This is a genomic window from Corynebacterium sp. HMSC14H10 (genome assembly GCF_001807105.1).
Taxonomy (GTDB): Bacteria; Actinomycetota; Actinomycetes; order Mycobacteriales; family Mycobacteriaceae; genus Corynebacterium; species Corynebacterium jeikeium_D.
The window spans coordinates 66,216-82,440 of record NZ_KV787443.1 but is presented as its reverse complement, the minus strand read 5'-3'; the positions used below and the strand labels follow the sequence as shown (position 1 = coordinate 82,440).

Here is a 16,225-nt window from a genome sequence, read left to right as displayed (position 1 = left end):
GAAATCCTTCCGAAGGGACTGACGAACAATGTCTGGCAATGACGATCTCCTCTCCGGCCGTTATCGGCTCGGCGAGCTCATTGGCGTTGGCGGCATGTCCGATGTCTACCGCGCTGAAGATACTGTTCTCGGTCGCTCTGTCGCGGTCAAGATGATGAGGGCCGACCTTGCCAGGGATGAGAACTTCCTCGCAAGGTTCCGTCGTGAAGCGAAAAACTCAGCGCTGCTGAATCACCCGTCGATCGTGTCGGTGTACGACACCGGCGAGACGGATAGCCCGATGGGGCGCGTGCCTTTCATTGTCATGGAGCTGATTCAGGGCGAGACCCTGCGTGATCTTGTTCGTCGTGAGGGGCGGCTCGACCCGAAGAAGGCCGCATCGATCATGGCATCGGTGTGTGATGCGCTGACGGCATCGCACCATGCGGGCATTATTCACCGTGACATCAAGCCGGCGAACATCATGCTGACCAACACCGGCAAGGTGAAGGTGATGGATTTCGGCATCGCTCGCGCGCTCGGTGATTCCACCACGATGACGCAGACTGCGGCGGTGCTGGGTACCGCGCAATACCTCTCGCCGGAGCAGGCGCGCGGTAAGACCGCCGATGCCCGTTCCGATATTTACGCTGTCGGCTGCGTACTTTTCGAGGCCGTCACGGGCGCCCCGCCATTCACCGGTGAAACCCCTCTTTCTGTCGCTTACCAGCACGTTCAGGACCAGCCGCCGCGACCTTCGGGGAAGCTCAACACCGACCCAAACACGGCTCAGGCCCTCGACGCGGTGTTGTTGACCGCGATGGCCAAGGACCCGATGGAGCGCTATGACTCCGCAGAGGACTTCGCCCAGGATTTGCGTCGTCTTGCACGCGGCGAGGATCCGTTGGCGCTGGCGCACCACGGCGCGCATGACGACGACGCGAAGACCACCGAATTCCTTCCGGCAGCTCCATCGGATGCTGAGACCCGGGTGACCCCTGCACAGCAGGCAACTCCGGCTCCGGCTCCGGCCGCTGTCCCTGCTCCGGCTCCGGAACCGGAGAGAGCGGCTGCCCAGCCGGAAGCCCCTGCTCAGATCGCTAACACTGACGAGCCTGAGAAAAAGAAGGGTGGCGCAGGAAAGACTGTCGCACTGGCGGCTGCTGCGCTGGTCGCTCTCGGCGGTGTCGGCTACGGTGCCTACCAGCTCTTCAACTCGTCCACCGAGGTCGAGACCGTTGCCATTCCGCAGGTCGAGGGTCTAAATGTCAATGAGGCAACGCAGGTTCTCGAGCAGGCTGGTTTCGTGGTCAACCGCGTCGACGAGCCGAACCCAGATGTGCCCCGAGACACGGTGATTGCCACCGAACCGGGTGTGGGATCGGGGTTGCCGCAGGGATCTCGTATCAAGCTGCGCGTATCTTCGGGCCCAGAGTTGACCAATGTGCCGGATGTGCGCGACAAACAGGCCGAGGAAGCTCGCCGCCTGCTCGAGGAGGCGGGGCTTGTCGTCAATCCAAAGCTGCAAGAGGAACCGAGTGAGGACGTTCCGCGCGGCAATGTCATCGAGCAGTCTCCAGCTGCCGGTTCTCAGGTGTCGAAGGGAACCCGTGTAACTTTGACTGTCTCCTCCGGTATCGAGACCAAGACTGTTCCGGATGTCACTGGTCAGAGGTTGGATTCCGCCCGCACGACCCTCGAATCCGCTGGTTTCGTTGTCGAGGTGGTGGAGGTTGACTCCACTGAGGAACAGGGAACCGTTGTTGAGGTTCCCCAGAAGGGCACGGAGCTCACCGTCGGAACGACTGTCGAGCTGCACGTTTCGCGCGGCAACCAAATTAAGATGCCACGAGTTGAGGGCCAGACTCGCAGCGATGCGGAGAAGGCACTCACCAATGCCGGCTTCGAGGGAACTATCCGCACCGAGGAAGTCACCACGCTGGATCTGTCCAAGGTCGACCACGTGGAGAAGGCCGACCCGTCGGCCGGCTCCAAGGTCAACAAGGACGGCGAGGTCACCCTGCGCGTCTACCGGCTGGGGGTTGCCCCGGAGAGCTCTTCAGAGGAACGGCCTGCTCCGGAACCTCCCATAAGGCTGCCGGATCTGCTGCCTAACTAGCGGCTAGTGTGCCAGCACGTCTGAGAAGGCGCGCTGGTACACGGCCTGCTGCTCTTCCAACTCCGCCAGGAGTTCCTCGGTGTACTCACCGCCGGCCAGCCGCAGCCAATTGACCAGCATGCGGTGCCCGTACTGGGTGAGTACTGACTCCGGGTGGTACTGCACGCCGTGAATCGGCAGGTCGCGGTGGCGCATCGCCATCAGCATGCCCGAATCCGTGAATGCCGTGGCAATGAGTTCCTCCGGCAGTGTCTTCGGATCCACCGTCAACGAGTGGTAGCGCGTGGCAATAAAAGGACTGGGCACATCGGCCAGAACACCCGTGCCGTCATGAGTGACCGGGGAGGTCTTGCCGTGCAACAGCTCGTCGGCACGCACGACCTGCGCACCAAAGACCTCACCAATCGCCTGGTGACCCAAGCACACACCCAACACCGGTGTCGGCTCGTCCTGCCTGCTCACCGCGCGAATAATGTCCTCTGTCCACCCCGCATTAGACGGCTCACCGGGACCGGGCGACAGTAGGATTGCATCAAATTGCTTTACGACGTCGTCAACATCGCGGAGACGCGCATCATCATTGCGCCAGACAGTAACCGTTTCGCCGAGCTGGCCTATGTACTGGACCAGATTGAATACGAAGCTGTCATAGTTATCGACGACGAGAATCTGCATAACTGGGAATTCTACTGCCTGCGAACTTCACTGGTAAGTTCGGATGCAAAGTTTACAATTATGCATATACCGCGGGAGTGTAGATACCGCGCTGATCGCAACCTGCTGACCACAACCTAAGGAGTTTAAAGCGCTATGCCTAAGGCAAAGATCGAAAGCACTAATTCACCACAATCCGGTGGCTCCTCCGTCAGCCGTACCCCGGTCAAAATCAACAGCACTCAGACGCCGGTGTGGTACAAGGTGCTGATGTTCGGGTTCATGCTGATTGGTTTGGGCTGGCTGCTGGTCAACTACATCGCGGGTCCGCATATTCCGTTCATGGTGACTTTGAACGCATGGAACTACGTCATCGGCTTTGGTCTTTTCATTGTTGGTCTGCTGATGACTATGGGTTGGCGTTAGTCAGCTCTAATACATCGCACCCCCTCAGGCGCATCCACTTTTGGATGCGCCTTTTTTTCATACCTAAAAACCCAGGTCAATTCACCCCCGTCAATACACCCGTTTCCCACACGTTTTTCGACGAATGAGGATTTCCCTCCTACTGATCGCGCAAAAAAGTTATCCACAGAAACCTGTGTAACAATCATGTAATTTGTGGATAACTGTGGAGAGATTTCGTCCCAAATTTCTCACGGGTTACGTGACAGAAACCGTAAAGCATGACAACTTTGGTTCTATCCCCTGTGTCCACAGTATCCACAGCCTGTGGATAACTCTGTGAACAAGTAACATAGTTGCAAGTCAAGTTGTGCGTAACTCCAATATTCTGCGGAGTTCGACCACTTTCGAACGCTGGTTCGTAAATTACAAGAATGGAATTATCCACACATGTGCACAAGTCTGTGGACAACTGTGAATTGTTGTAATTTGTGAAAATTGGAACCCGTAACGTGCTTCTTGGCCCGTGTTCACCTAGGTGAACAGTGGAGAATTTTTTCCACAGGGCTGTGGACATGTGGAGAATCAACACGATGTGCTACTACCCCCACTACCCCTAAACACAACATTGAAGTTACGGGCCGTCGTAAAGCGAAAATGGGCATGAAAAAACCCGCCCGGAACAACCGGACGGGTTAAAGAGCGTAGAAGCTAGCGGATTACTTCTCGATGTCGATGGAGGTAATCACGACCGGCTCCAGCGGGCGATCCCAGTGATCGGTAGCCACACGAGCGATCTCGTCGACAACCTTCTTCGAGGCATCATCAGCGACCTCACCGAAGATGGTGTGAGCGCCATTGAGGTGCGGGGTCGGAACAACGGTGATGAAGAACTGGGAACCGTTGGTACCACGGCCGCCGCGCTTGCCGGCGTTTGCCATAGCGAGCAGGTACGGACGATCGAACTGGAGCTCCGGGTGAATCTCATCGTCGAACATGTAGCCCGGGCCGCCGGTGCCGGTGCCCAGCGGGTCACCACCCTGAATCATGAATCCAGCGATGATGCGGTGGAAGATGGCCTCATCGTAGAACGGGCCGGACTCGGTGCCAGAGGCGTTCTGCCCCTTGTACTCCTTGGTGCCTTCTGCCAGGCCGATGAAGTTGTCGACGGTATTCGGCGCGTGGTTGCCGAACAGGTCAATCACGATATCGCCATGGTTGGTGTGCACAGTTGCAGTAGCAGTCTTAATAGTCACGTTCCTTAGGATACCGACCTTGGTGGCCAATTGCTCCTACTGGTGAGTTTCTCCGTGGCAGAAACCAGCGAAAATGTTTCTCAAGATAAGGAAAAGAGTTCTTCGTTGACCCCCATGGAGGCCAAATAGTGCCTAAGCTGGAATGTGAGCCTGCTGCAAATATTTCGGCGCTAGGCCTAACTGGGCCCTAGCTCTTGGACTTAGAAGCATCTTGGTCTCAGAGGCACTGGCGCCGCAGCAGTATTAATCATTGATTGAGAATTAAAGGCGATGCCTGTTGGCGACGCACTAATAAAGGAGAGTCATGAACCCCAACGCAATCTCGCTGGCTGTCAAGGGACTGAAGTCCGCTTACGACAGCTACTCGGATTACCGGGACAAGAAGGCTGCAGAGCTCTACGACACGATGCAGGAGGCTAAGAAGGTGGCAGCTGCACAGAACGAGGCAGCAAAGGACGCAGCAACCAATTGGGCGGAAGACGTTAAGGAAAAGGTTTCCGACGCCCGCGATCAGCTCGCTGAGCAGGCCGAAGAACTGACCGGCAAGGTTGAGAAGAAGTCCAAGGAGACCAAGAAGCAGGCTAAGAAGGCTGCGAAGCAGGCCGAGAAGGACGCTAAGCGCAAGGGCAAGAAGACCCGTTGCAAGGCTCGCTGCGAGGCTAAGAAGGCTGAAAAGAAGGCCAAGAAGGCTCGCAAGGACCTCGAGGTGCGTACCCAGAAGGCTATCGACAAGGTAACCGGTAAGGAAGAGCAGCGCGCCAAGAACGGTCGCATCGCAACCGCTTCCCTGGTCTTCGCTGTTGTTGCAGCAATCGTCGGTGTCATCGTTTGGAAGCTGCGCAAGGACGACAAGCTCCCGGTTGACCCAGCTCCGTACCAGCAGAAGGCCCAGGAAGTTAAGCACAAGGTCGAAGAGAAGGCCGCAGAGGTCAAGGAGACCGTTGAAGAGAAGGCTTCTGAGGCTAAGGACAAGGCTGAAGAGGTAAAGGGCAAGGCAGCCGACAAGGCCGACGAGGCCAAGGACAAGGCTGCTGAGGCCAAGGAGACCACTGAGGAGAAGGCCGCAGAGGCTTCCAAGCAGGCTCAAATCAAGGTCGACGAGGTCAAGACCGAGAAGAAGAACGCTGACGACGCTAAGAAGATCTCTTCCAAGCCGTCCAAGCCGGCTCCGAAGCCGGGTCAGGCTCGCAAGAAGTAAATAGGCGGCTAGATAGCCAAAAGCCTTTTCACGCCCGATTGTTCTGTGCAGTTGATGCGCAGGCGGTCGGGCGTTTTTGGTTAAGCAGCAAACCTGACAACTTCAGAAAGACGGGCTGCAAATGTGAAACTGTGCAAGTTTATGACAGTTTCAAGCCATTTTTCACACCATTTTTGTCATAAACGCAGTCAGTAACTCGGCGTTCTTGCCCCCTCCCCTTCTACATCCCCAAAACGCAAAAATCCCCCGGCCTTACGACCGGGGGATTTTGTTCCTTGTGGAGCTTAGGGGAATCGCCATTATCTCGATTTATGCAGGTAACGGCGATTTTTGTCGGAATAGGAGGACTGGATGTCCACTCAGTGTCCAGAGAAGGCAAGGTGGGCGTTTTCGTGAAGTTCCCCGCAATCTCGGTAAGGGTGATGGAAATCACATTCTCTACATCAATCGCGGTTTGAGCAAGCTTTTTACCACACATGAAACACCGTAACTTATGAACATTACACGAATAGAAGAATATCGCTACATCAAGCCACCCCCGAATTAGTGTATATTGATGATTGTCATCGAAAGTTACCGAGCAGAGAGGAAACCCTTTCATGACACAGACAGCACCTACAACCCCGTCGCCGCTACTGACAATCGAGCAGGCTGCCACTTACTTGCAGCTCAGCGAGTTGACAATCCGACGTCGCATCAGCGACGGCACGCTGCCCGCATACCGCTGGGGGCGAGCAGTTCGCATCCGCCAGGAGGACATCGACGCAATTTTCTCCCCAGTCGGCCCGTACAGCGGCCTCTGACCATAAAAAATGCGACTTCCCGAACCCCACGCTCGGAAAGCCGCTAACCACCCTCAGTACGAAAGAAGTGATACCCAAATGGTAACACAGCAAAAGGAAAACACAAGGACGATTCCGTCCCCTGGATCACCCACCGCAGTTGCCGAGTGGCTGGTCAAAAACGAATTTGTTTACGCTGGAGGAAACGCTCCAACCCTCGTTGGTATCGGGGACTCGATCTACCAATGGACACCCATATACGCGTGGCAGGAAATCTCAGAGCGCACACTCAAGACAATCCTGTATCGAGTCCTCCAGCACGCCGTCTGTGGGCAAGGTGAAGATACGCGACCGTGGAACCCCAACGCGTCTTCGGTATCGCGTGTCATGGAGGCCCTTCGCGCTGCAATCCAGATTGATCTAGAGCACACCTCCCTTGGCGCGTGGACGAGTCGCGAGATCCTTCCTGGCACCTGGCTGCATGAGGACCGAACGGATACTTATATTCACATGGCGGACGGTATCCTCCGTCTCCGTGACCGCGAACTTTTCCCCCATGACCCGCGATTCTTCACCCAGACCGCGTTAACGTTTGCATGGAAGGGAGCCACAGGGTGCGACCTGTGGCTAAAGACTCTCCACGAGAACTTCGGCGACGATGACGATGCTGACCGACAAATCGAGCTTCTTCAGGAATGGATGGGGTATCTCGTTAGCGGGCAAACAAGCCTCCAAAAAGCAATGTGGCTCTGGGGGTTGCCACGCTCCGGCAAGGGACTGATTGTCCGAATGTGCGCGGCGCTCGTCGGGCAACAAAACTTTGCAGGTCTATCGTCCGCGTCGTTGTCGGTAGGGGGGTCTGCGCTATCGCCAGCAATCGGTAAGTCGCTCTGTTCAATTTCTGACGCGCGCCTCGACGGACGCACCGCACGAAAGGCAGTAGAGGCCGTACTCATGTGGACCGGCGAAGATCACTTCACTATCGACCGCAAGTACATGAGCTGGTGGACCGGCGCAATGTCCGCGCGCCTCATGTTTGCATCCAATGAGCCACCAAAGTTTGTAGACGCCTCACCAGCCGTGATGAATCGATTCGTCGTGCTGCAAACGCGCGCCTCGAATCTCGGCAAAGAGGACCCTGATTTGTTTGCGAAACTGACCGCGGAACTCCCTGGCATTCTGCGCTGGGCCCTCGACGGTCTCGACCGCCTGACCTCGCAAGGGCGCTTCACCGTCACCAGCGAGACTCGCAGTGCCATTGAGGAAGGTCGGCGTGAGAGCATCCCTCTTATTGGATTCCTTGAGGAAGAAGTTGACATCACAAGCGACCCAGAGGATTGGGTGGATCGCAAGACATTTTTTGACCGACTCAATGCGTACCGAGAAGATCTCGGCTACGGAACGACCACTATGGGGCTGATGAAAACCGACATCTCCGCTGCCGGTTACCGGAACGTTTCAGTACGACGCCTACGCGATGGAGACGGTCGCAAGTATGTAGTGACTGGTGTGAAGTTTCGAGAGCCGAACTGGCGCGCGGCACCGACTCCAGGGGGCACACCAGACACCCCAACGGAAGCCGGCGAGCCGGCTCTGACGGAGTTTCAAGAAACCCTCCTGAGGGTCTGCGCGGATCGCCCAAGGAATGTTGCGGATGTTCTTTTTGAGGCGGGAATCCCTGCCGACCAAAAAGGGTACACGACCAAAACACTGAACGGCTTGGCGCGTGACGGACTACTCGTCAACGACGCCAGCGGATACCGTGCGACCGCAGTCGGACGTGCCGCAATCGGAACAGCAAAGCAACTCGACCTCGAAGGAGCAGGCGTCTAATGCAAACGTCAACCGTAGATGCGACCGTAGAGTCGCTCACCGAAATCAAAGCGGAGCTCGAAGCTGCGGCACTAGCCGGGTATAACGACATTTCCGACCCCCACTACGCGGCTGCCGGCTTTACTGCACTTCAGCACAGCGAAGCCATTCTCAGCCCTGAGAACGCCAGGTGGAAGCGCGAGAGCGCCCGCAATCTGCTCGACTCCGGCTACTCACTGGCGAGTACCGCCAGCCTTGTCGGTGTCAGTAATCGCACCGTTGCTGCCTGGTCTAGCAGTGACCCCACACCCCGCCACGTTGTCCCTCTAGGGGATCTCACGCCAGTCGATGATGCCGCCAATCACGTGGGCGTTGCCATGCTCATACCGGCACTTGCAGGGCTGGGGCGCGCGCTTGGATCCATCACTGACGAGGCTGCCAAGGATAATCCCGCCAAGTCCGCCGCGATTACGCTCCTAGCGGTGGCCTCTCCCAGCCCAATCTACAACTACCACCTGGCGCGCGCGCTCGCCGGACTGCACCTCAGGGGGGCGACACTGGAAACCCTCGCCAGGGGAGTCGGCAGATCGACATCATGGGTGAAGGCGCGCATCGCGTCCACCGGGGCAAGTCACTGGGTCGAGGCTGAGCGGGAAAAAAGAAACACCCCCTAGAGAGGATTTACCAGGCGTTTTACAAAAACGCTCCTGAAAGTGTGGAGCACTCCAGCGGAAATGCCGGGGTGTTTCGCACTTAAATGCTGAGCACTCCAGCGGAAATGCTAAGCACTCTCCCAATTCGGAATCGGAAATTTCGAAAAATGCTGAGCACTCCAGCGAAAACTGGGGTGCGGGACGGGGAAAATCGCATTGCAGGACGCTACTTTTTCACTCCAGCGAGAATTCTTGCGGGAATTCCCGCGAGAGTTCCAGCGAGCATTCCTGCAGGGGTTCCAGAATCTTGCGACTGTTTTGTGCATTACCACATCACTCAGGATATGGCCACTCATGTCTACCCCTGAAAGTGGTAGACTCTAGTCATGACCACGCAAAAACCGAATGTTTATCACGGGGACGAAATCGAGAAGAACTCCCTAGATGCTATCTCGCAATTAATCCCCGCAGGAACGCGGGATCCATACATTGTCGGATATGCCCGCGTCAGTACAGACAAGCAGGACTGGGCTCTACAGCATGATGCGATTCAGCCATTCACCGACTGGATTGTTACGGAGACTGCGAGCGGCGCACGGGGTAGATTGCGTCCCGTGCGCGACGCCCTTTTGGAGAAGTTAGGTCAAGGTGACGCGCTCGTGATTTGGAAACTTGACCGCCTTGGTCGTAGCACAATCGAAATTCTTTCCATTGTCGAAGACCTCGCCCGCCGTGGTGTGCAACTAATTTCTGTCACTGACCATATCGACCCCACCACCAATGAGGGGCGCGCCATGCTCGGTATCTTGGCGGTCATGGCGGAATACGAGAGGGGGCTCATCGTTGAGAGGACAAAGGCAGGCATCGCCGCCGCCAAAGCCCGCGGAGTGCGCGTTGGGAGGCCTACGGTTGTCAATCGCGAAGTGATCCGTAGTGTCGATGAAATGACCGCAATGGGGTCATCAATCCCCGAGATTTCACGCCTCTTAAAAATCAGTGAAAGATCAGTTTCAAAAGCGCGACAAATCGCGCGCGACGAAGCGGACACTTTCTGGAATGATCCTCGGTACAACGTCACCCGCTAAAATTTTTCACCCTCTCAGATTTTTTCTGAGGGGGTCTTTTCTTTTTCAAAAACGCTGCACGTGTGCAGCCCTCGAAAGTTTTTGAGGCGCTGGAAAATTTTTCACCGGGAGGCCTGACACGCTCCTAGATAATTTTGACAACCTAACCTTTTTTTGATTTTGATGGGGAAACGTTTTAGGGGTCTGTAAAAGTGCCGCGCAATCCCTCGATTTTCTTTCCTCAGTGACTCCTGCGGCGTTGCTCGGCCCTACCATGAGAATCCTGTGCAGAGCGCTCCGCGCACTGTGAATTTTCTTTGTCGCGGCTTCGCCACGACGTCGCTGACGCCCTCTTTTCTGTCACTGTGACTCTCCGTGTCGCGCCTACCCCCGGTAAAAAAATCAAGGAGTGAGGATCACTACTCGTCCTTGATAAGGCCCGCTACGCGGGCCCTCATAGACGACGGAAGAAACCAAAGTGGTTCCTTTTTCAAAGGGTGTCAAAACCCTCAAAAACAATAAACACAGGGACTAAATGCAAGGCTCTCGGCAGAATCTGAGAAAGTTTCCCAAAAAATCAGTGACCACGGTGACCATGCAGGTCGCAGGGTCAAAATGACGATGACCAGGCGATGACCGGTCAGTGACCATGATGACCAAAGCGGTGACCAAACGATGACCACGGTGACCGGTCACCGAAATGGTCACCCAAAAAATAGGGTCTGACCTGCATGGTCACCGTGGTCACTGATTAGAAGTAAAAGTAACTTTGCCAGAAATTTAGACTGCACCAGAGGGGTTTTCTGCGAGGGCTAGTTGCGAGAAATCGTGGAATTCACCTTTTTCATCAGCTCTGGCGGGCGAGCGGAGTTGACCTTCATGTAGACCGACATGATGACCTCCAGGTCGCTATCTCCAACGATGGCTGCGATCTCTCGGACGTGCGCCCCCTGCTCTGCGAGACGGGTAATGATCCACTTGCGGCCGCTATGTGGATGAATTCCAGGCTGCAATTTTTGCTCGGTCGTGATGCGATTTAAACGTGCACGGTAGCTGTTATCCGTAACCGCGCCGCCACGAGGCGAGGTGGTTAGGAGACGGAACTTTCGTGTTCCTGAGTCTGACTCAGAGAACCAATATGGTAGTTCGATCTCGGCATCGACGCCGAGTGCTAAATGTTCAGGGATAAGGTTCGCGTACTTCCCTAAAACGGGAACGATACGAACCCCCGCTGGGGTTTTTGTGGGGTGCATCGTCATGGAGCCCACACCGCCTTTTGTGACTCTCACGAGAGCCTGACGTACATGGACCTCCCACTCAGGTGCATATGGAGGTGGAGTATGGGGGGCAAACTGGAGATCGCTACGCTCAAGCCCCAGCGCTTCACCTATACGTAGGCCGTGCGCAAGCATTAGGGCGGTGATGAGACGGAATTGCTTGGGCATTTCGTCGATGATGACACCAATCTCACCATCTTTAAGCAGCGGATCTGCATGTTTAGGGGATACTCTCCCTGCCGCGCCGGCAATGTCGCAGGGATTTTTTTCGATAATGCCGCGGTCAACAGCCGTGCGGAAGATTGACCGCAATTCCTTGTATGCCTTCTGTGTCCTATCGCGACTCTCAGGATAGGTGACAAGGAGTGCATCGAACCACCTCTGACAATCAGCCTTAGTAATGTCACTCAGGGGCATGTCAGCAAGGAAACCAATGTCAGGGTTGCCGGCTCCCGCCCCCACAGGCTGAGTGACTCGATTCGCAAGGATTTCGCGGCGTTTTTGCAGAGTGGACGGTCTAGGAGGGCGCAGAGCGCTTTGAGAGAGTTCCAACGCCCTATCTATCCACTCACGTAGCGTTAGGTGCTCTACGGGCGCTCTGGAGCGCCGCTTTTTCGGCGGTATCCAGGATCCGGCTGAGATAGCAGCCTGATCCGCATAGTAAGCCTGAAGAACCTCCTGCTTCGTGTCGGCAGAGAGCGAGTGCCTGACAAGATCAGGTCCCACATATCTGATTCTCCAAAACCCGTCGGACGCGCTGGCGTTCTTCGCTCTGGAGGGGACCCATTGGGGCTTAGGTGTGCGGGACATTTTTGCGGTCACTGTCCATTCGGTGTCCATTAGATGTAATATTGCGAACGTTCACGATCTACCAGTCGAGAATAGCGCACCGTCGTGACCTGCATAAACATGGAAAAACCCCAGGTCAATCGCGACCTGGGGTTTTGTTCCAGTGGAGCTTAGGGGAATCGAACCCCTGACCTCCTGCTTGCAAAGCAGGTGCTCTACCAATTGAGCTAAAGCCCCGTACACCGAGCAATTATACCTTGTTCGGCAGTGGGCCTAGGAGGACTTGAACCTCCGACCCCTTCGTTATCAGCGAAGTGCTCTAACCGCCTGAGCTATAGGCCCCGTGGAACGAGATATAACTTAACCCGTAACCATGACACTTCACAAATCGACTGGTCAGCGGCCTAAATATTGAGTTAAAAAGCAGTCATTAAGTAGTCATTACGGCTACTCCATAACCAGATCACTGAAAACACCTCTGAACCAACGCGGCCCCGGGGCCACCGAACGGGGGTGACACCGGGGCCAGCGGGAGGCTAGGCAGCCTAGTCGTCGTCGGCAAGCGAAATCTTGAGACCTCCGACGAGACCGCCGCAAGCGTTGTAGATGACCGCGCCGAGGGCCATGAGCCCAATCGACAGCACCCACCACAGCGCTCCTACAGCGGCCGCCAGGCCAAGGACGAGACCCGCGCTGATGGAATCCTCCCCGCCGACCATTTCACTAATCGGAGCGAGCAATCCCATCCCGGAGAGCAAGAGGTAGAGCAGGCCAACCGCGGCAAGCCAGACGAGGAAGCAAATGAAACCAGTGGCCGCCGTAATGCGCATGGCGGACCAGGGGCTCACCTTGTCGACTACCAAGTTAGTTTCGGCCATGCGCTTACTCCTTCTCCGCCTCCGAGTCACCGGACTCGGCAGCGCCGGTGCTCTTGGTGGCGCCGGTGCGCTTCGGGACTACGTCCAAGGTTCCGGCCTCAGAGACCTTAGAAGCGGTCTCTTCGCCCTCATCCTCGACGTTGCGGTCGATAGCCAGCAGTTCCACGCCGTCAGCGAGGTTGACCAGGCGCACGCCCTTAGTGGCACGCGAGGTGGCGCGAATCTCGTTGACGTTGGTGCGGATGATGTCGCCGGCGGAGGTGACAGCGAAGATTTCGTCGTCGTTGTCCACCACCAGGGCGCCCATCAGCGGACCACGCTTCGGGTCGTACTTGAGCGTCAGCACGCCCATACCGCCGCGGTTCTGCGGGGTGTACTCGCTGAGCTTGGTCTTCTTGCCGAAGCCGCCGGTCGTTGCGACCAGCAGGTTGTGCTCTTCCTCGACCACGACCATGCTGAGCAGCTTGTCGTCGCCCTTGAAGCGCATGCCCTGGACACCGGCAGTGGCGCGGCCCATCGGGCGCAGCGCGTCGTCGGAGGCGGTGAAGCGGATAGCCTGGCCGCGCTCGGAGACGAGCAGCAGGTCATCGTCCGAAGAGCACAGACGAGCACCGATGAGGGAGTCGCCTTCGCGCAGGTTGATGGCAATTAGGCCAGCGGAACGAGCGGACTCGTAGTCCTCCAGGCGAGACTTCTTGACCTTGCCCTCGCTGGTGGCCAGCACCAGGTACGGGCTGTCCTGGTAGCTCTGAATCTGCAGCACCTCGGCGATACGCTCCTCCGGCTGGAACTCCAGCAGATTGGCGACATGCTGGCCGCGGGCAGCGCGAGTGGCCTCCGGCAGTTCGTAGGCCTTGAGTCGGTAGACGCGACCCTTGTTGGTGAAGAACAAAATCCAGTCGTGCGTGGAGCAGACGAAGAAGTGGCGGACAATGTCGTCCTGCTTCAGGTCCGCACCGCGCACGCCCTTGCCACCACGGCGCTGGGCCTTGTAGGCATCGACCTTGGTGCGCTTGGCGTAGCCCGTGGAAGTAATGGTCACAACCACGTTTTCGCGGGCGATGAGGTCCTCTTCGGTGACGTCGCCCTCAGCGGCCACAATCTGGGTACGACGGTCATCGCCGTACTTCTCCACGACCTCGCCCAGCTCTTCCTTGACGATGGCGCGCTGACGCTCCGGCTTGGCCAGGATGTCCTTCAGGTCGGCGATCTCGAGCTCGATCTCAGCCAACTCGTCAATGATCTTCTGGCGCTCCAGAGCAGCCAGGCGACGCAGCTGCATCGCCAAAATGGCGTCAGCCTGAATCTCGTCGATTTCGAGCAGACCCATCAGGCCCGTGCGCGCGGTATCAACCGTGGCGGACCGGCGAATCAGGGCGATGACCTCGTCCAACATATCCAGAGCCTTGACCAGGCCGCGCAGGATATGGGCGCGCTTTTCCTTCTCGTCCAGGCGGAACTGGGTCCGTCGAACAATGACCTCAATCTGGTGGGCGACGTACAGCGTCACCATCTGGTCAATACGCAGCGTGCGTGGCACACCGTCGACGATGGCGAGCATGTTCGCACCGAAGCTGGTCTGCAGCTGGGAGTGCTTGTACAGGTTGTTCAGCACCACACGCGGCACGGCGTCGCGCTTGAGCTTGACGACGATGCGCATGCCCCACTTCAGATCAGATTCGTCATCAATGGAGGCAATGCCCTGCAGACGCCCGTCCTTGACCTGATCTGCGATGTTGGCAATCATGCGGTCCGGGTTGACCTGGTACGGCAGCTCAGTGATGACAATCGACTGACGAGTGCCCTCCTGCTCAATCGAGGTCACACCGCGCATGCGGATCGAACCGCGACCGGTGGTGTAGGCCTCCTTGATGCCCTTGTCGCCGACAATCTGGGCGGCAGTTGGGAAATCCGGACCCTTGATGCGCTCCATGACCGCATCCAGCGTGGTCTTTTCATCCGCTTCCGGGTTGTCCAGGCACCAGTTAATGGCATCCGCGACCTCACGGAGGTTGTGCGGTGGGATGTTGGTGGCCATACCGACGGCAATACCGCCGGAGCCGTTCATCAACAGCTGCGGGACACGCGACGGCAGAATAACCGGCTCTGTCGTACGACCGTCGTAGTTCGGCTGGAAATCGACGGTGTTTTCGCGAATGTCGCGCACCATTTCCATGGCCAACGGCGTCAGACGGGCCTCGGTGTAACGCATAGCTGCGGGGCCGTCGTCACCGCGGGAGCCGAAGTTACCCTGACCGTCGACAAGCGGATAGCGCATGGACCACGGCTGCGCCATGCGCACCATGGTGTCGTAAATAGCGCTGTCGCCGTGCGGGTGGTAGTTACCCATCGTGTCCGAAACCGGCTTTGCGGACTTCACATAGCCGCGCTCCGGGCGGTAGCCGTTGTCGAACATGGCGTAGAGAATGCGGCGGTGCACCGGCTTGAGACCATCACGGATCTCCGGCAGCGCACGGCCAACAATCACGCTCATGGCGTAGTCGATATAGCTCGACTGCATCTCTTCATTGATGTCGATCGGGCGAACCTGGTGGCCCAATACTCCACTTCCGAAAGATGAGCCGTCGTTGTTATTATCGTCGCTCAATGACTGCTTCCTTTACTTAAAAGAGGTTCGCATCCATTCTACAGGGCCTTAGAGCCCGCTTTACGACGCCGTGTGCAACTTTTCGATACCATTGTGGTATCAAATCTGGGGTTTTAGGCCTGATAGCGGAAACAAACCAGCGCAGTTAAGAAGCGCGGCTAGGTAGCAAGGAGCAAGTGCACGATGGCGATGACCTTAAGGCTCACGAAAGAACAGGACACCGCCCTGGCGCTGCTGGCGCAAATGGGGGGCGTATCCAAACACGAGGCCGTCATTCGCGCCATTGAATCCGCCGCCGCGAGAGCCCTTCAACAAGGCCAGGCCAGGGAAATCACCGCAAGTGTGACTGATACCGACATGGCGCTGCTGCGAAAGTTGAGCTCCCCGAGCCCCCGGGGAGCAGAGGAATGAGTGCGCCCCAAGTTCAGCCTCTCAGCGAGGCCGCAATCCTGGCGGCTACCGACGAACTGGTGGCCAAAGTGCCGGAATTGGCTGACGCTACACTTGTGCGACCATGGGCAATCAGCGCCATTGCTGCCGCCAGCTCAGGTGTCATTGCTGGTCACCGCAGCTTTCCCACGGTTTCTGCGGCTGCACAAGCGGTCGCTTACGCAACGTTTCACGTGAAACCACTGAGTTTCGGAAACACCGCGCTGGGCGCACTACTTGCGCACATACTCCTCACCACTAATGGCGAAGAAGTGTCATTCACAGAGACATGGAAACTGGTCAAAAGCGGCATTTAGCCAAA

At 57.0% G+C, this 16,225-nt stretch carries 14 protein-coding genes and 2 tRNA genes; 9 read left to right on the top strand and 7 right to left on the bottom strand.

Annotated elements, in window-relative coordinates:
• The first annotated feature begins 28 nt into the window (after nucleotides 1-28).
• The gene (gene pknB, locus HMPREF3135_RS08935) at nucleotides 29-2,098 is read left to right on the top strand and encodes a Stk1 family PASTA domain-containing Ser/Thr kinase (protein WP_070429076.1); all 2,070 of its coding nucleotides are present in this window, start codon (nucleotides 29-31) and stop codon (nucleotides 2,096-2,098) included.
• 3 nt (nucleotides 2,099-2,101) lie between these two features.
• Here the strand turns inward: pknB and HMPREF3135_RS08930 are convergent, their stop codons facing one another.
• Nucleotides 2,102-2,773, bottom strand: coding sequence for an aminodeoxychorismate/anthranilate synthase component II (locus HMPREF3135_RS08930; RefSeq protein ID WP_048731900.1), 672 nt, complete (start codon nucleotides 2,771-2,773; stop codon nucleotides 2,102-2,104).
• A gap of 135 nt (nucleotides 2,774-2,908) precedes the next feature.
• On the opposite strand from HMPREF3135_RS08930, the gene crgA reads away from it, so the two are divergent.
• Complete coding sequence (gene crgA, locus HMPREF3135_RS08925) at nucleotides 2,909-3,178, top strand: cell division protein CrgA (RefSeq protein ID WP_005511903.1); 270 nt, start codon at nucleotides 2,909-2,911, stop codon at nucleotides 3,176-3,178.
• Between the two features lie 698 nt (nucleotides 3,179-3,876).
• Here the strand turns inward: crgA and HMPREF3135_RS08920 are convergent.
• Entirely contained in the window at nucleotides 3,877-4,425 is a 549-nt protein-coding gene (locus tag HMPREF3135_RS08920; protein WP_040361963.1) for a peptidylprolyl isomerase, read from the bottom strand.
• Nucleotides 4,426-4,717: 292 nt separating this feature from the next.
• Here HMPREF3135_RS08920 and HMPREF3135_RS08915 point away from each other — a divergent pair, with 292 nt between their 5' ends.
• The 5 genes from HMPREF3135_RS08915 (at nucleotide 4,718) to HMPREF3135_RS08895 (ending at nucleotide 9,943) form a co-directional block, all read left to right on the top strand.
• Nucleotides 4,718-5,611, top strand: a complete 894-nt coding sequence (locus tag HMPREF3135_RS08915) for a hypothetical protein (RefSeq protein WP_016421751.1) — start codon at nucleotides 4,718-4,720, stop codon at nucleotides 5,609-5,611.
• Between the two features lie 599 nt (nucleotides 5,612-6,210).
• Complete coding sequence (locus HMPREF3135_RS08910) at nucleotides 6,211-6,414, top strand: helix-turn-helix domain-containing protein (RefSeq protein WP_070439224.1); 204 nt, start codon at nucleotides 6,211-6,213, stop codon at nucleotides 6,412-6,414.
• 366 nt (nucleotides 6,415-6,780) lie between these two features.
• Entirely contained in the window at nucleotides 6,781-8,226 is a 1,446-nt protein-coding gene (locus tag HMPREF3135_RS08905) for a DNA primase family protein (RefSeq protein WP_168163241.1), read from the top strand.
• A complete protein-coding gene (locus HMPREF3135_RS08900) occupies nucleotides 8,226-8,879 on the top strand; it encodes a hypothetical protein (protein WP_070439218.1) in 654 nt (217 codons plus the stop codon). Before HMPREF3135_RS08905 ends, HMPREF3135_RS08900 begins: the two co-directional genes overlap by 1 nt.
• A gap of 365 nt (nucleotides 8,880-9,244) precedes the next feature.
• Entirely contained in the window at nucleotides 9,245-9,943 is a 699-nt protein-coding gene (locus HMPREF3135_RS08895; protein ID WP_083280643.1) for a recombinase family protein, read from the top strand.
• 791 nt (nucleotides 9,944-10,734) lie between these two features.
• On the opposite strand, the gene xerC is transcribed toward HMPREF3135_RS08895, so the two are convergent.
• The 5 genes from xerC to gyrA form a co-directional block, all read right to left on the bottom strand.
• Complete coding sequence (gene xerC / locus HMPREF3135_RS08890; protein WP_168163240.1) at nucleotides 10,735-11,925, bottom strand: site-specific integrase; 1,191 nt, start codon at nucleotides 11,923-11,925, stop codon at nucleotides 10,735-10,737.
• A 227-nt stretch (nucleotides 11,926-12,152) separates the two neighbouring features.
• Nucleotides 12,153-12,225: transfer RNA gene (locus HMPREF3135_RS08885), tRNA-Ala, on the bottom strand.
• 31 nt (nucleotides 12,226-12,256) lie between these two features.
• A tRNA-Ile gene (locus HMPREF3135_RS08880) sits at nucleotides 12,257-12,330 on the bottom strand.
• Nucleotides 12,331-12,533: 203 nt separating this feature from the next.
• Nucleotides 12,534-12,866, bottom strand: a complete 333-nt coding sequence (locus HMPREF3135_RS08875) for a DUF3566 domain-containing protein (protein WP_016421749.1) — start codon at nucleotides 12,864-12,866, stop codon at nucleotides 12,534-12,536.
• Between the two features lie 4 nt (nucleotides 12,867-12,870).
• Entirely contained in the window at nucleotides 12,871-15,474 is a 2,604-nt protein-coding gene (gyrA, locus tag HMPREF3135_RS08870) for a DNA gyrase subunit A (RefSeq protein WP_070439212.1), read from the bottom strand.
• A 183-nt stretch (nucleotides 15,475-15,657) separates the two neighbouring features.
• On the opposite strand from gyrA, the gene HMPREF3135_RS08865 reads away from it, so the two are divergent.
• Nucleotides 15,658-15,885, top strand: a complete 228-nt coding sequence (locus tag HMPREF3135_RS08865) for a CopG family transcriptional regulator (protein ID WP_070439209.1) — start codon at nucleotides 15,658-15,660, stop codon at nucleotides 15,883-15,885.
• Nucleotides 15,882-16,220 (top strand): hypothetical protein, encoded by a 339-nt coding sequence (locus HMPREF3135_RS08860; protein WP_049181939.1) that lies wholly within the window; start codon nucleotides 15,882-15,884, stop codon nucleotides 16,218-16,220. The genes HMPREF3135_RS08865 and HMPREF3135_RS08860 overlap by 4 nt, the downstream gene beginning before the upstream one ends.
• Nucleotides 16,221-16,225: the final 5 nt, after the last annotated feature.

Excerpts from the sequence above, each read along its gene's own strand:
- HMPREF3135_RS08895 (WP_083280643.1), top strand. The coding sequence starts at position 9,245 with ATGACCACGCAAAAACCGAATGTTTATCACGGGGACGAAATCGAGAAG.
- HMPREF3135_RS08865 (WP_070439209.1), top strand. The coding sequence starts at position 15,658 with ATGGCGATGACCTTAAGGCTCACGAAAGAACAGGACACCGCCCTGGCG.
- HMPREF3135_RS08930 (WP_048731900.1), bottom strand. The coding sequence starts at position 2,773 with ATGCAGATTCTCGTCGTCGATAACTATGACAGCTTCGTATTCAATCTG.
- HMPREF3135_RS08910 (WP_070439224.1), top strand. The coding sequence starts at position 6,211 with ATGACACAGACAGCACCTACAACCCCGTCGCCGCTACTGACAATCGAG.
- HMPREF3135_RS08915 (WP_016421751.1), top strand. The coding sequence starts at position 4,718 with ATGAACCCCAACGCAATCTCGCTGGCTGTCAAGGGACTGAAGTCCGCT.
- crgA (WP_005511903.1), top strand. The coding sequence starts at position 2,909 with ATGCCTAAGGCAAAGATCGAAAGCACTAATTCACCACAATCCGGTGGC.
- pknB (WP_070429076.1), top strand. The coding sequence starts at position 29 with ATGTCTGGCAATGACGATCTCCTCTCCGGCCGTTATCGGCTCGGCGAG.
- HMPREF3135_RS08875 (WP_016421749.1), bottom strand. The coding sequence starts at position 12,866 with ATGGCCGAAACTAACTTGGTAGTCGACAAGGTGAGCCCCTGGTCCGCC.
- HMPREF3135_RS08900 (WP_070439218.1), top strand. The coding sequence starts at position 8,226 with ATGCAAACGTCAACCGTAGATGCGACCGTAGAGTCGCTCACCGAAATC.
- HMPREF3135_RS08860 (WP_049181939.1), top strand. The coding sequence starts at position 15,882 with ATGAGTGCGCCCCAAGTTCAGCCTCTCAGCGAGGCCGCAATCCTGGCG.
- HMPREF3135_RS08905 (WP_168163241.1), top strand. The coding sequence starts at position 6,781 with ATGGAGGCCCTTCGCGCTGCAATCCAGATTGATCTAGAGCACACCTCC.